The organism is Micromonospora sp. NPDC049359 (genome assembly GCF_044466585.1).
Taxonomy (GTDB): Bacteria; Actinomycetota; Actinomycetes; order Mycobacteriales; family Micromonosporaceae; genus Micromonospora.
Window position 1 is genome coordinate 325,304 of the sequence record NZ_JBITMW010000004.1, and the last position, 13,496, is coordinate 338,799.

14 protein-coding genes are annotated in these 13,496 nt (G+C 73.4%); 6 read left to right on the forward strand and 8 right to left on the reverse strand.

Annotation, left to right across the window (positions count from 1 at the left end; genetic code table 11):
* Positions 1-14: 14 nt before the first annotated feature.
* Positions 15-1,181 carry a homogentisate 1,2-dioxygenase domain-containing protein gene (locus ACIBTX_RS12685; protein ID WP_357172550.1) on the forward strand — a complete coding sequence of 389 codons (1,167 nt, stop codon included), beginning with the start codon at positions 15-17 and terminating at the stop codon, positions 1,179-1,181.
* Here the strand turns inward: ACIBTX_RS12685 and ACIBTX_RS12690 are convergent.
* Genes ACIBTX_RS12690 through ACIBTX_RS12705 form a run of 4 tightly spaced genes read right to left on the reverse strand, consistent with a single transcriptional unit; the run spans position 1,178 to position 3,992 of the window.
* Positions 1,178-2,206, reverse strand: coding sequence for a tetratricopeptide repeat protein (locus ACIBTX_RS12690; protein WP_357128694.1), 1,029 nt, complete (start codon positions 2,204-2,206; stop codon positions 1,178-1,180). The two genes, ACIBTX_RS12685 and ACIBTX_RS12690, sit on opposite strands and share 4 nt — an antisense overlap.
* Positions 2,207-2,216: 10 nt before the next feature.
* Positions 2,217-2,702 (reverse strand): 2-C-methyl-D-erythritol 2,4-cyclodiphosphate synthase, encoded by a 486-nt coding sequence (gene ispF / locus ACIBTX_RS12695; protein ID WP_357129236.1) that lies wholly within the window; start codon positions 2,700-2,702, stop codon positions 2,217-2,219.
* 52 nt (positions 2,703-2,754) lie between these two features.
* Entirely contained in the window at positions 2,755-3,450 is a 696-nt protein-coding gene (ispD, locus tag ACIBTX_RS12700; protein WP_357128691.1) for a 2-C-methyl-D-erythritol 4-phosphate cytidylyltransferase, read from the reverse strand.
* 56 nt (positions 3,451-3,506) lie between these two features.
* Positions 3,507-3,992, reverse strand: a complete 486-nt coding sequence (locus ACIBTX_RS12705) for a CarD family transcriptional regulator (RefSeq protein WP_007073334.1) — start codon at positions 3,990-3,992, stop codon at positions 3,507-3,509.
* 329 nt (positions 3,993-4,321) lie between these two features.
* Between ACIBTX_RS12705 and ACIBTX_RS12710 the strand changes: the two genes are divergently transcribed.
* Positions 4,322-4,999 (forward strand): hypothetical protein, encoded by a 678-nt coding sequence (locus tag ACIBTX_RS12710; protein ID WP_357128688.1) that lies wholly within the window; start codon positions 4,322-4,324, stop codon positions 4,997-4,999.
* A 5-nt stretch (positions 5,000-5,004) separates the two neighbouring features.
* Here ACIBTX_RS12710 and ACIBTX_RS12715 read toward each other — a convergent pair whose 3' ends face one another.
* From ACIBTX_RS12715 to ACIBTX_RS12730, 4 genes are all read right to left on the reverse strand, one after another.
* The gene (locus tag ACIBTX_RS12715; RefSeq protein ID WP_357392299.1) at positions 5,005-5,646 is read right to left on the reverse strand and encodes a hypothetical protein; all 642 of its coding nucleotides are present in this window, start codon (positions 5,644-5,646) and stop codon (positions 5,005-5,007) included.
* 31 nt (positions 5,647-5,677) lie between these two features.
* A complete protein-coding gene (locus ACIBTX_RS12720; RefSeq protein WP_357128682.1) occupies positions 5,678-6,736 on the reverse strand; it encodes a type III polyketide synthase in 1,059 nt (352 codons plus the stop codon).
* A gap of 85 nt (positions 6,737-6,821) precedes the next feature.
* Entirely contained in the window at positions 6,822-7,988 is a 1,167-nt protein-coding gene (locus ACIBTX_RS12725) for an acyl-CoA dehydrogenase family protein (protein WP_396832466.1), read from the reverse strand.
* A 41-nt stretch (positions 7,989-8,029) separates the two neighbouring features.
* Positions 8,030-8,791, reverse strand: a complete 762-nt coding sequence (locus tag ACIBTX_RS12730; protein WP_357128676.1) for a methyltransferase domain-containing protein — start codon at positions 8,789-8,791, stop codon at positions 8,030-8,032.
* 46 nt (positions 8,792-8,837) lie between these two features.
* Here ACIBTX_RS12730 and ACIBTX_RS12735 point away from each other — a divergent pair, with 46 nt between their 5' ends.
* The 4 genes from ACIBTX_RS12735 (at position 8,838) to disA (ending at position 13,466) form a co-directional block, all read left to right on the forward strand.
* The gene (locus ACIBTX_RS12735) at positions 8,838-9,677 is read left to right on the forward strand and encodes a UbiA family prenyltransferase (RefSeq protein ID WP_396832467.1); all 840 of its coding nucleotides are present in this window, start codon (positions 8,838-8,840) and stop codon (positions 9,675-9,677) included.
* 138 nt (positions 9,678-9,815) lie between these two features.
* The gene (locus tag ACIBTX_RS12740) at positions 9,816-10,610 is read left to right on the forward strand and encodes a hypothetical protein (protein ID WP_396832468.1); all 795 of its coding nucleotides are present in this window, start codon (positions 9,816-9,818) and stop codon (positions 10,608-10,610) included.
* A gap of 85 nt (positions 10,611-10,695) precedes the next feature.
* Positions 10,696-12,153: a DNA repair protein RadA gene (radA, locus tag ACIBTX_RS12745; RefSeq protein WP_357128667.1), complete on the forward strand. Its 1,458-nt coding sequence runs from the start codon at positions 10,696-10,698 to the stop codon at positions 12,151-12,153.
* 131 nt (positions 12,154-12,284) lie between these two features.
* Entirely contained in the window at positions 12,285-13,466 is a 1,182-nt protein-coding gene (gene disA / locus ACIBTX_RS12750) for a DNA integrity scanning diadenylate cyclase DisA (RefSeq protein ID WP_355051000.1), read from the forward strand.
* Positions 13,467-13,496: the final 30 nt, after the last annotated feature.

A 13,496-nucleotide genomic window follows, 5' to 3' on the forward strand; every position in this document is an offset into this window, starting at 1 on the left:
TATCGGGAGGCGAGATGCCGTACTACCGCAGCGTCGGCGAGGTGCCGCGCAAGCGCCACACCCAGTTCCGCCAGCCCGACGGCAGCCTCTACGCCGAAGAGCTGATGGGGCAGGAGGGCTTCTCCTCCGACTCGTCCCTGCTCTACCACCGGCACGCGCCCACCGCGATCCTGGCCGCCGACGTGTTCACCCCGCCCGCGTTCACCCGGACGGCGAACCTGCCGCTCAAGCCCCGCCACCTGCGCACCCACAAGCTCGACGCCGGTGATGCCGACCCGATCCTCGGCCGGCAGTACCTGCTCGCCAACGACGACGTCCGCATCGGGTACGTCCTCGCCGACCGGCCCTCCCCGCTGTTCCGCGACGCCACCGGCGACCACTGCCTGTACGTCGAGGCCGGCACGATGCGGGTCGAGTCGCCGTTCGGGGCCCTGGACGCGGTCGCCGGCGACTACGTCGTCATCCCCACCTCGACCATCCACCGGCTGGTCCCCACCGGTGACGTGCCCGTCCGGCTGCTCGCCGTCGAGGCGTCCGGGCACATCGGTCCGCCCAAGCGCTACCTCTCCGTACGCGGGCAGTTCCTGGAGCACTCGCCGTACTGCGAACGAGACGTCCGCGGCCCCGACATGCCCCTACTCGTGGACGGCGAGGAGGTCGAGGTTCTGGTCCGGCACCGTCGCGGCTGGACCCGCCACGTCTACGCCAACCACCCGTTCGACGTGGTCGGCTGGGACGGGCACCTCTACCCGTGGGCGTTCTCCATCCACGACTTCGAGCCGATCACCGGCCGCATCCACCAGCCCCCGCCGGTGCACCAGACCTTCCAGGGCCCGAACTTCGTCATCTGCTCCTTCGTGCCCCGCAAGGTCGACTACCACCCGCAGTCGATCCCGGTGCCGTACAACCACCACAACGTCGACTCCGACGAGATGCTCTTCTACACCGGCGGCAACTACGAGGCCCGGCGCGGCTCCGGCATCGAGCAGGGCTCGATCTCGCTGCACCCCTCCGGGTTCACCCACGGGCCCCAGCCGGGCGCCGCCGAACGCTCCATCGGCGCGGACTACTTCGACGAGCTGGCCGTCATGGTCGACACCTTCCGCCCCCTCGACCTCTGCGACGCGGCACGCGCCTGCGAAGACGAGGGATACGCCTGGACGTGGGCGCGCCGCCCCTAGCGGACGGTTGTTCTGGTGAAGGCGGCGAACTCGGCTATCACCGTGGCGACGATGGCGAGCACCAGCGGCCACGGCGAGCCGACCATGGCGTACACGAGTAGCAGCAGCGGCGCGGCCGCCACCGCGTAGATCGCCAGGGCCATCGTCCGGTCGGCGTGCAGCATGGCCGGCAGGACGCTCCGGGTGAACCCCGGAAGCCGGGCCGCGAGCTGCCACACCACGACGCCGCCGGTCAGGGCGGCGAGCACCGCCAGGACCCGGGAGAACCCGTCGTTCGCCGACGCCGCGAACGCGACCACCACCGCGGCGACCAGTGACCAGCCCGCGCCGTAGAACACCAGGCGGTGCAGGCCGTACGCGAGGGTCCGTGGGGAGTCGATCCGGCTCGGGCCGAACGTCACCATCTCGGCCATCTGCTCCAGCGCCGCCGACCAGCGGCGCTGCTCCAGACGCAGGACGCCGACGTCGTGCCCGACCTCGGCGAGGCGGGGGTCGAGCCGCAGCGCCTCCCGGTAGGCCCGCTCGGCCAGGTCGAACAGCTCCAGCCGGGCCGCGACCAGGCTGAGCACCAGGTGCGCCGGCGGCTCCTGGGGGGCCAGCTCGACCCCACGCCAGGCCGCGTTCAGCGCCGGCTGGCCGTTGCGCGCGTCGGCCAGGATCGCCGCGGCGCTGCGCTGGGCGTACGCGTCGGCCGGCCCGAGCGCCAGCAGCCGGTCGGCGGTGGCGGCCGCGTCGGCGTACCGCCCCAGATCGGCCAGCGCCATCGCCCGCACGACGAGCGTCGGCGGGGCGTCCGGTGCGGCGGCAACGGCCGAGTCGGCGGCGGCGAGCGCGTCGGCCGGCCGGTCGGCGGCGAGATGCACCCGGGCCAGCATGGTGAGGGCGTCCGGGTCGGCGGGCTTCAGCGCGAGCCCCTCGGTCAACTCGCCGGCCGCCTCGTCGTGCCGGCCCAACTCGGCGAGGAGCTGGGCGCGTTCGAGGTAGCCGTCGGCGGCGAACCGGTCGGGGGCGGGATCGGTGGACATCGCGGCGAGCCTAGGCGGCCGGGGCGTCGTACACCAGCGCGACGGCGACGCCCGCCAGACCTTCCTCACGGCCGGCGAAGCCGAGCCCGTCGGTGGTCGCGGCGGAGACGGTCACGGGTGCGCCGACGGCCTCGGAGAGCACCCGCTGAGCCTCATCCCGCCGACGGCCGATCTTGGGCCGGTTGCCGATGACCTGCACGGACACGTTGCCGATCGCCAGGCCGGCGGACCGCACCCGGCGGGCCGTCTCGGCCAGCAGCGCCACGCCGGACGCCCCCGCCCACTCGGGCTGGTCCACCCCGAAGGCCGAGCCGAGATCACCGAGCCCGGCGGCGGAGAGCAGCGCGTTGCAGGCGGCGTGGGCGGCGACGTCCGCGTCCGAGTGCCCGGCGAGACCGTCCTGGTCGGGCCAGAGCAGGCCGGCAACCCAGCAGGGTCGGCCGGGCTCGAACGCGTGCACATCGGTGCCGATGGCCACCCGAGGAACGATCATGATCCGAGACTACGCGTAGAACGAAGGTGCGGTCCCGCCGTGCGGTCGCGAGGCGTCAGTCGCTGGCGGCGAGCAGGTGCTCCGCCAGTGCCAGGTCGAACGGACGGGTGATCTTCAGCGCGTACTCCGAGCCGGGCACGCAGGCCACCGCCACACCCTGCTTCTCGACCAGGCCGGCGTCGTCGGTGAGCGGATCACCCGCGGCGGCGTGCGCGGCGGCCAGCACGGACCGGCGGAAGCCCTGCGGGGTCTGCACGGCGCGCAGGGCGGACCGGTCGACGGTGCCCAGCACCACCTCGTCGGGGCCGACCTCCTTGATGGTGTCGACGACCGGCAGGACCGGGATCACCGCCGGCTGGCCGCCCCGGACCGCGGCGGCGACCGATTCGACCAGCTCGGGTGGGGTCAACGCGCGGGCGGCGTCGTGCACCAGGACGATTGTCGGGCCGGCCGGCACGGCCGCGAGCGCGGCGGCGACGGAGGCCTGTCGTTCGGCGCCACCGGCCACCACGGTCACCGGCGCCACCGAGGCCAGCAACTCACGGACACCCGCCACCTCGGCCGCCGGTGCGGCCACCACGATCGTGTGGACCGACGGTGCGGCGGCGAGCCGGCGCACGGCGTGCACCAGCAGCGGTTCTCCGGCGAGCAGGCGCAACGCCTTGGGTCGACCGGGACCGAGGCGTACGCCGGCACCGGCCGCAGGCACGAGGACCGCGACGTCACCGCGCGGGTTGAGCTGCGCGGTCACGTCGCGGTCCTCGGTGGTTTCTTCGCTACGAAGTGGGTACGACGATGCTGTGCGGACTAGGCCTCGGTGAGGACCTTGTCGAGCAGCGTCTCCGCCTCGTCCTTGGTGCTCTTCTCAGCCAGCGCGACCTCGCCGACGAGAATGTCGCGGGCCTTGGCCAGCATCCGCTTCTCGCCTGCGGAGAGGCCCCGCTCCCGCTCCCGACGCCACAGGTCACGCACGACCTCGGCGACCTTCAGCGGGTTGCCGGAGGCCAGCTTTTCCAGGTTGGCCTTGTAACGCCGCGACCAGTTGGTCGGCTCCTCGGTGTGCGGAGCCCGGAGAACGTCGAAGACCTTACCGAGGCCCTCTTCGCCGACCACCTCGCGAACGCCCACGATCTCGGCGTTCTCAGCCGGCACCCGGACCGTCAGGTCACCCTGCGCGACCCTCAGGACGAGATATTGCTTGGGCTCGCCCTTGATGACCCGAGTCTCGATTGCCTCGATGAGTGCGGCCCCGTGGTGGGGGTAAACAACGGTCTCGCCGACACTGAAAACCATAGGTTCGAAACCCCTTTCGCTGTGTCTAGGGTAACACGCTCAGGCAACGATGTCTCACCGATGTCCTGACCGTTGGCGCAGCTCAGGGGCCCTGTGAGAGGTCTTTCTTCAGCTTGACAGGCGGTCAAACCGATGGTTCAAACACGCTCCGTGACGATCGGATGACTTCCCGATACGAGTGAACAGAACGTCGAGATCAAGGGCTATGCGCTCCTCCCATGGTATCCCGGCGTGCGGGACCGCGCCCAGATGTAGCGGGACGTGCCCCCGGTGCGGGACCCTGGAGTCCGAGCCACACTCCGCTCTCGAGACGCTTCCTGGGGGGTCCGATGGGCAAGCCGGACGCAGAGGGCCACGGGCCATCCGACGGCCTGCCCGACCTACCACCCGAGTGGGGCCGCATCGTCGTCCCCGACGACGCCTCCGCCCTCGCCAGCGAGGCCGCCCAGGTACGTCGTGAGCTGCGCCGGGCCACCGGCCGGTACGCCGGACGCCGGGCACTCGCCCTGCCGCTGCTCGTCCTGGTGGTGGCGGTGCTCACCACTCTGACCGGCCTGCTCGCCGTGACCTGGCCCCGCGCCGGCCGGAGCACCGACCGGCCCACTCCGGCGCCCTCCCCACCACCCGTTTCGCTCACCGGTCAGGCGCTGCCCGCGCTGGACCTGGTCGACGCCGGGCAGGCGCCCGTTCCGCTCCGCGGCCTGTTACCCGCCATGATCATCCTCGTGGACGACTGTGGCTGCCCCGACGTCGTCACCGAGGCCGTGGCGGCGGCGCCCACCGGCGTCACGGTGGTCACCGTGACCGAGGGCCGGGCTGTCGCCACCGCACCACCCGTCGACGGCGTCCGCGCGCTGGCCGACCCCGCCGGCGGTCTGCGCTCATTCCTGGGCCCCGGTGCCGCCAACGCGCTGCTGGTCGGCCGCACCGGCGTGGTGACCCGGGTGCTGCCCGGCGTCGGGCCCGTCGACGCGTACCAGGACGACCTGACCGCCCTGGCCCGCTGAACGGCCTACGACGGGGGCAGCGCGACGAGCTGCGCCTCGACGTCGATGGGCTGGTCGCCGACGGCCGACAGCGACACCCGGAACGGCCCGCCGCCGGGCAGCAGCCGGGCGGACGCGAGCGTGCCGTCGCAGTCGATGCGCGGCGGGCCGGCGATCTCGGCCCCGGTGCTCGTCACCGCCAGCGTGCCCGGTCGGGTGCACCGGTACTGGAGCAGGAAGCGGGAACCGTCGTCGGACGCCTGCCGGGTCCGCTCCTCGCCGGGCGCCAACTCCCGCTGCTCCCGCCAGATCGTGCTGCGGAACGAGGGCAGGTCACTCCCGGGGACGAGAATCCCCACATCGCCGTCGACGTCGGCGATCGCGCCCGCCTCCGCGTCGATCGCGATTCGCGAGTTGCCGCCCACCCGGACGGCCTCGCCGGTCTCCGGGTCGATCCGAACCGTCACGCCCCGTTCCCCGGGTTCGATGCGGGTCAGGATGCGCTCCAGTTCGGTGCTGACGCTGGGCGCGACCACCGGTGAGCTCACCGGCCCGGCCACCGGGGCGGGCGCGGCGGCATGCCACCACCAGCCGCCCACCGCGAGCGCGGCCAGGGCCGCACCGACCAGCACCGCCGACCGCAACCGGTCGTCCGCCCCCGCATCCATGGAACGAGCGTACCGGTCGGGTCGCTGGCGTTCACTCCTGTCGATCGAGCAGGACGGCGTACAGGGTGAGGCCCGGACCGAACGCCAGCATGACCACCTGCCGAGGCGGCGGCGTGGACCGACCCAACCGGTCCAGGATCAGCAGCACCGTCGGCGAGGAGCAGTTGCCGTGCTCGTCCAGCGTCGCCCGGGACGCCGCCAACGCCTCCGGCGGCAGGGCCAACTCCCGCTCGACCACGTTGAGGATCCGCGGCCCGCCCGGGTGCACGGCCCAACCGTCCACGTCGGAGATGGTGCCGCCGTGCCGGGCCAGCAGGTCGTCGACCAGGCCGCGCACGTGCCGGGAGAGGACCTGCGGCACCTTCGACGACAGCCCCATCCGAAAGCCCGCGTCCGTGACGTCCCAGGTCATGTGGTCGGCCGTCGAGGTGTCGGTGACCGAGGCGACCTCGCGCAACGCGTACCCCCGGCCGCCGGGCACCACCACGGCGGCGACGGCGGCGTCCGAGAAGAGCGCGTGCGAGATGATCTGCTGGGTGTCGACCCGGGCCGTGGACGGCTGGATGTGCAGGCTGGTTAGCTCCGCGCAGAGCAGCAACGCCGGCCGGCCCCGGGCGGTGACGAAGTCACTCGCCGCGCCCAACCCCGGAAGCGCCGCGTAGCAGCCCATGTGGCCGACGAACATGCGCTGGGTGTCCGCCGCCATGCCCAGGTCACGGGCGAGCAGGATGTCCAGCCCCGGGGTGGCGTACCCGGTGCAGGAGCAGACGATGAACATCCCGACGTCGCCGGCGTCCAGACCGGCGGCGGTCAACGCGCGCCCCACCGCCTCCTTGCCCAGCGGCAGCGCCTCCACCTGGTAGCGACGCATCCGGCGCTCGGTCGGCCAGTCCGAGACGTCCTCGAGCAACGGGTTGACCGCGGCCTGCCGTCGGGTCACCCCCGAGTTCGCGAAGATCCGTTCGGCCAACGCCCGGGTGCTGCCGGAGAAGTGCCGGGAGAAGAAGCCCTCCCACAGCTCGTCCTGCGAAGCGGACGGCGGCTGCGCTGTCCCGAGCCCCGCGATCACTGGTACGGACACGATCCCCACCTCTCGTCAAACGCTGTCCTCCCCCTGGCCGTCCCTCCGGCCACCTCGGCCGGCCGCACCCTCGTACGTTTCCCGCGACACCCGCTCACCAACGCGGTGCCGATCCGTCGCGGTCCGGGTCCCCGCCCAGCGCGGCGATGCCCAGCCAGTCGGCGCAGACGTCCGACGTGGCCGGGTGCAGTGAGCCGCAACGGGCATCCCGGTAGAGCCGTTCCAACGGGTGGCCGCGTCGGGTCGCCGACGTGCCGGCCGCCTCCAGCATCGACGCCGCCACCTCGGCGGCCGTCGTCCCGGCCAGCAGCTTCGCCCGCCACACCCAGCGGTTGGTCTCCGCGTCACCCGGCGCGTCGTCCACCCGGCGGGCCGCCTCGGCCACCGCCAGCTCGGCGGCAGCCGTCGCCGCGTCCGCCCGGCCCAGCCGCGAGCGCACCGCCGGCAGACCGGCCAGGTTGCGGGCGTTGAGGTGCTCGGCCGCCGCGTCGATGGCGGCCCGCGCCACGCCCACGTAGACGGCCGCGTAGCTGGCCACCAGCCAGTGCGGCATGAGCTGGGCGATCACGAGGGCCAACCCCTCCACCCCACCGAGCAGCCGGTCGCCCGGCACGGTGACGTCCAGATGCAGGTCGTGCGACGAGGTGGCCCGCATGCCGAGGGCGTCCCAGGTCGGCTCGACGCTCAAACCGTCGCCGGCCGGCACCAGGAACTGCGACACCGTCGACTGGTCGGTGGCGCTGCGCGCGGCCACCAGGTAGCCGTCGGCGTGCCCGGCCCCGGAACAGAAGGTCTTGCTGCCCTTGAGGTGCCAACCGCCGTCGGTCGGCTCGTAGACCGTGCTCAACTGCGAGAGGCGCGCGCCGGTGCCCCGCTCGCTCATCGCGACGCCGTACCAGGCGCCCTGGGCAGCGGCGGTGAGCAGCCGGTCCCGGGCGGCCAGCGCCTCGTCCGACACGCCCAGAGCCTCGGCCAACTCCTCGGTGACCGCGCCCAGCGCGCCGGTCACCGACGCGTGCATGTTGAACACCAGCGCCGTCGCGCCGTTGCCCCGGGCCAGCTCGGTGGCGACCGCGGTGTACTCCGCGAAGCTCGCGCCCAGGCCACCGAGAGCGCGCGGCACCATCAACCCGAAGAGGCCGGCCTCCCGCAGGTCACGGAAGTCCTCGGCCGGGAAGGAGCCGTCCCGGTCGTGCTCCGCCGCCCGCGCGGCGAACCGCGGCGTCAATCGGCGGGCCGCCTCAAGCGCGTGCACCGTCATATCGCTCCCTCCTCGGCGTCCCATACCCCGCCACGAGCCGACTATCCTCTGCGGACCCCCTGGCCCTGGTAGAGCACGGCGGTGGACCGGGTCGGCACGATGCGCGGGGCACGACCGGTCAACGGCACACCCGGCGTCCGTGCCGCGCGGGCCCGCCGCACCAGCCAGGCGAGCAGCCCCCCGACCTGCGGTCGGATCCCACGTAGGCGCAGCTCGACGCCGTGCCGGGCGCACTCGGCCACGAGCGCCCGCGCGTCCACGAACAACCGTGGATCGTGGATGCCACGCGGCACCGTCGGCAGCCGCTCGGCGATCCGCACCGCGACCAGCCGGGCCAGCGCCGTGTCGTTGAGCGTGTCCAGCACGAGCAGGCCGCCCGGGCGCAGCAGGCGGCACGCCTCGGCCACCGCCCGCGGCCAGTCCGGCACGTGTTCCAGCAGCTCGCCGGCGGAGACCACGTCGGCGCACCCGTCGGGCAGCGGCACCGCCGTGGCGTCACCCTGCACCACCCGTACGCCGTGCCCGGCGGCCTGGACCAGCGCCGAACGGGTCAGGTCCACCCCGACGTGCCGGTAGCCCTTGCCGGCCAGGTGCGGCGCGAGCAGACCGGCGCCGCAGCCCAGATCGACCAGGACCGCGCCCGGACTCCTCGTCGGCGGTACGAGCGCCGCACGGGCCTCGGCCAGCCAGTGCAGCATCGCGAACGCGCCATCCGGCCGCCACCACTCACCGGCCAGGTCGTCGTACTGGCGCGGATCGTTGCGCGGCAGCACCCGCTGGGCGGTCGACGCCACGTCTCGCATGGCTCCGAGCGTGGCACGACTGCTCGGTAACGACCAGACTTCCCTTATGTCGTCGAGGGTGTTAGGGCTGGTCAGGGCGAGCCATCCGGAACCGGCCGCTGCGGTGACCACAGTGTCCGGTCTGCTGGCCTGGGGAGTGGGCCACCGGCCCTGGGGAATCGTCTCCGTGGTGCTCGCCGTACTCGCCAGCCAACTCGCGGTCGGCTGGACCAACGACGCGTTGGACGCCGAGCGGGATGCCACGGTGGGGCGTACCGACAAGCCGGTCGCCGCCGGCGCGGTGGGCCGGCGCGTCACGGCCTGGGCCGCCGCGGTGGCCGCGGTGGCCTGCCCGCTGCTGGCGCTGACCACGAACCCCCGGGCGGCGCTCTGGCTCACGGTCGCCCTGGTCTCCGCGCTGCTCTACGACTGGCCGCTCAAGGCCACCGTCTTCTCGGTCCTGCCGTACGCCGTCTCCTTCGGCGCGCTGCCCGGCTTCGTGGTGCTGGCGCTGCCCGGCGAACCGACCCCACCGCTCTGGCTGCTGACGGCGGCGGCCTGCCTCGGCGCCGGCGCGCACTTCGCCAACGTGCTGCCCGACCTCGCCGACGACGCCCGCACGGGTGTACGCGGCCTGCCGCACCGCCTCGGCGCGGCGGGCAGTCGGGCGGCCGCGGCCGGACTGCTCCTCGCCGCGACCGCCGTCCTGGTCCTGGGACCACCCGGACCGCCGTCGGTCCTCGGGCTCGCGGCGGTCGGCACGGCCGCCGTCGTGCCGCCACTGAGTTGGTACGCCGGGCGCTCGGCGGCCCGCGCGGGCCGGCGGCCGGTGGCTGCCTTCCGGGCCGTGATGCTGGTGGCCCTCATCGACGTCGCGCTGCTGGTGGCGAGCGGTCGGGTGGTGTGACGGCACCCGGCGGGGTGGCATTGCCGGGTCCCCGTGCGGGCCTCGATCAGCTCCAACTACCCTGGAGCGCGGTCTGCGCGGGTATGGCCACCTCCCCCGGCGTGCGCCCGGGTGGGGATCGTAACGAGGAGGACCGACGTGACGCGCTCGATCAACCGATCCCGGCGGGCGGCCCTGCTGCTGTCCGGAGTCGCGGCGGCCACCAGCCTGCTCGCGTCCGGATGCGGCGCTGGCCAGATCGCCGAGACGGCTTTGAAGGAGCCGTCCGTCCAGGGCGTCAACCTCACGACCCCCAACGGCGCCTACTCGGTGCGTGGCCTGCTGGTCACCTACCCCGGCACCGAGGGTTACCGGGCCGGCCAGGACGCCCCGCTCAACGCGGTGATCTACAACGACTCGAAGAGCACCGTGACGGTCACCGTCACCACGCAAAGCGCCCGCGAGGTGCTGATCTCGGGTGGCTCGGCCAGCCCGACGCCGTCCGCCTCGGAGTCGGCCTCGGCCACCCCGTCGGGCTCGGCCACCCCGTCGGGCTCGGCCAGCCCGTCGACCACCGAGTCCGGCTCGGCCAGCCCGTCCGCGACCCCGTCCGAGACCGGTTCGTCGTCGGCGACCCCGTCCGCACCGGAGTCGGCGCGGGCGTCGGGTTCGGCCAGCGCTGCCGCGCCGGGCCAGCCCGCCCGCATCGAACTGGCCCCGCTGAGCTACCTCCAGCTCAACTCGGAGTCCACCTCGCAGCTGCGGCTGGTCGGTCTGACCGAGGCGCTGCGCTCCGGCCAGAACGTCGTCGTGACCTTCGACTTCGGCAACGGCAACACGGTCACCGGCCCCGCGCCGATCGCGGTGCCGCTCACCCCGGCGGCCCCCGCCTCGCCGATCATCGAGCGCGAGGGCGGCTACGAGGGCAACGAGGGTGGCACCACCCACGAGTGAGCCCGATCCTCAACTACGGAACACCCCGGCGTGGGAACCACCACGCCGGGGTGTTTTCGTCGTACGAGGCGGCTAGCGTCCTGATGTGACCACCTCCCGATCGACCTCCGGCCGTGGCGGCGCGGCAGGTGCGCCCCGCGCCCGGTCCGCCACCCGCGAACCGCGCCCGGCGTACGAGTGCGACGCCTGCGGGCACCAGCCGCCCAAGTGGGTGGGTCGCTGCCCGGAGTGCGGCGAGTGGGGCTCGGTGGTCGAGTCGACGGTGACCGGGCCGACCGTCTCCGGTCGGGTAGTCAGTTCGCGGATGCCGGCCGAGCCGGCCCGGCCGATCGCCACCATCAGCGCGGCTCCGGCCCGCGCCCGGCCGACCGGGGTGAGCGAGCTGGACCGGGTGCTCGGTGGCGGCCTGGTCCCCGGGGCGGTCGTGCTGCTCGCCGGCGAGCCCGGCGTGGGCAAGTCGACCCTCCTGCTCGACGTGGCGCAGCAGTGGGCGGTGGGCGCCGGCAGCCCGTCCCTGGTGGTCAGCGGGGAAGAATCGGTCAGTCAGGTCCGGCTGCGCGCCGAGCGGATGGGCACCCTGCACGAGCAGCTCTACCTGGCGGCCGAGAGCGACCTGGCGTCGGTGCTCGGGCACCTCGACGCGGTCAAGCCGGGCCTGCTGGTGCTCGACTCGGTGCAGACCATCTCGACCACCGGCACCGAGGGTGTGCCGGGCGGCGTGACCCAGGTCCGGGCGGTCACCGCCGCACTGGTCTCGGTCGCCAAGGAGCGGGGCATCGCGACCGTGCTGGTCGGGCACGTCACCAAGGACGGTCAGGTGGCCGGGCCGCGTGTGCTGGAGCACCTGGTCGACGTGGTGCTGCACTTCGAGGGCGACAAACACTCCTCGCTACGGCTCGTGCGCGGCGTCAAGAACCGGTTCGGGGCGGCCGACGAGGTGGGCTGCTTCGAGATGCACGAGGGCGGCATCAGCAGCCTGGCCGACCCGTCCGGCTTGTTCCTCACCCGCTACTCCGAACCGGTGCCCGGCACCTGCGTGACCGTGGCGATGGAGGGGCGGCGGGCACTGGTCACGGAGGTACAGGCCCTGATCGGCGCGACGGTGGCCGGCTCTCCCCGCCGTACCGTCTCGGGCCTCGACTCGGCCCGCCTGGCCATGGTGCTCGCGGTCCTGCAACGGCGTACGGAGCGGTTGACCCTGCACGACCGGGAGGTGTTCGCGGCCACCGTCGGCGGCATCCGGGTGGTGGAGCCGGCAGCCGACCTGGCCGTCGCGTTGGCGGTCGCCTCCGGCGGGCTCAACCTGGCGATCGCGCCGCATCTCGTCGCGATCGGCGAGGTGGGGTTGACCGGCGAGGTGCGCCGGGTCGGTGCGGTGCCGCGCCGGCTGGCGGAGGCCGCCCGCCTGGGGTTCAAGGTGGCGCTGGTTCCGCCGGGTTGTGGCCCGGCGAGCACCGGTGCGGGGCCGGATCAGATGCGGGTGACCGAGGTCACTGACGTGCGCTCAGCCCTGCACCATGCGGCCCGCGCGTCCGCCGAGTGACTCAGCGTGCCGACGCCAACGGCGATAACGGACAGCATCGCCGCAAGTGGAAACGGTTCGAAGGGCGGCATCGTGACACATCACAGTAACCACGACAGCACCCACCGCACGGCAGTCCGTAGACTGTGCCCGTGCCGATCGACCGCGATACCACCAAGCCTGCCGGAGCGCCGCCCCAGGCCCGCACCGGCACCGTGGGCTCGCCGGCCCGCCCGATCAGCGTGAGCGTGACCGCCGCTGCCGGGGGTGCCGGCGATCCGCTGCGGGCGAATCTCGCCCTGATGGCACCCGGCACCGCGCTGCGCGACGGGTTGGAGCGCATCCTGCGGGGTCGCACCGGCGCGCTCATCGTGCTCGGCTACGACAAGGTCGTCGAGGGCCTCTGCACCGGCGGCTTCCCGCTGGACGTCGAGTTCTCCGCGACCCGGGTCCGCGAGCTGTGCAAGATGGACGGCGCCGTGGTGCTGTCCAGTGACGGCACCCGCATCGTCCGGGCGGCCGTGCACCTGATGCCCGACCCGTCCATCCCGACGGAGGAATCGGGCACCCGGCACCGCACCGCCGAACGGGTCGCCCGGCAGACCGGCTACCCGGTGATCTCGGTCAGCCAGTCGATGCGGATCATCAGCCTCTACGTCAACGGTCAGCGGCACGTCCTCGACGACTCGGCCGCGATCCTCTCCCGGGCCAACCAGGCGCTGGCCACCCTTGAGCGCTACAAGCTGCGGCTGGACGAGGTCTCCGGCACGCTCTCCGCGCTCGAGATCGAAGACCTGGTCACGGTGCGGGACGCGGTGGCGGTGGTGCAGCGGCTGGAGATGGTCCGCCGGATCGCCGACGAGATCGCCGGTTACGTCGTCGAGCTGGGCACCGACGGTCGACTGCTCGCTCTCCAGCTCGACGAGCTGATGGCCGGCGTCGACGCCGACCGCACGCTTGTCATCCGGGACTACCTGCCCGTCGGCCGTAAGTCCCGCACCCTGGACGAGGCGCTGGTGGAGCTGGATCTGCTGGGCGCCACCGAGCTGATCGACCTGGTGTCGGTCGCCAAGGCGATCGGCTACCCGGCCGCATCGGACGCGCTGGATGCCGCCGTCAGCCCGCGGGGCTTCCGGCTGCTGGCCAAGGTTCCGCGCCTGCCGGTGGCCGTGGTCGACCGTCTGGTGCTGCACTTCGGCAGCCTGCAGCGGTTGCTGGGCGCGACCGTGGAGGACCTGCAGGCCGTCGAGGGTGTGGGCGACGCCCGCGCCCGGGGCGTCCGCGAGGGCCTGTCCCGGCTCGCCGAGGCATCCATCCTTGAGCGGTACGTCTGATCCGCCGCCGATCCGGCTGGCCGGAGTGCC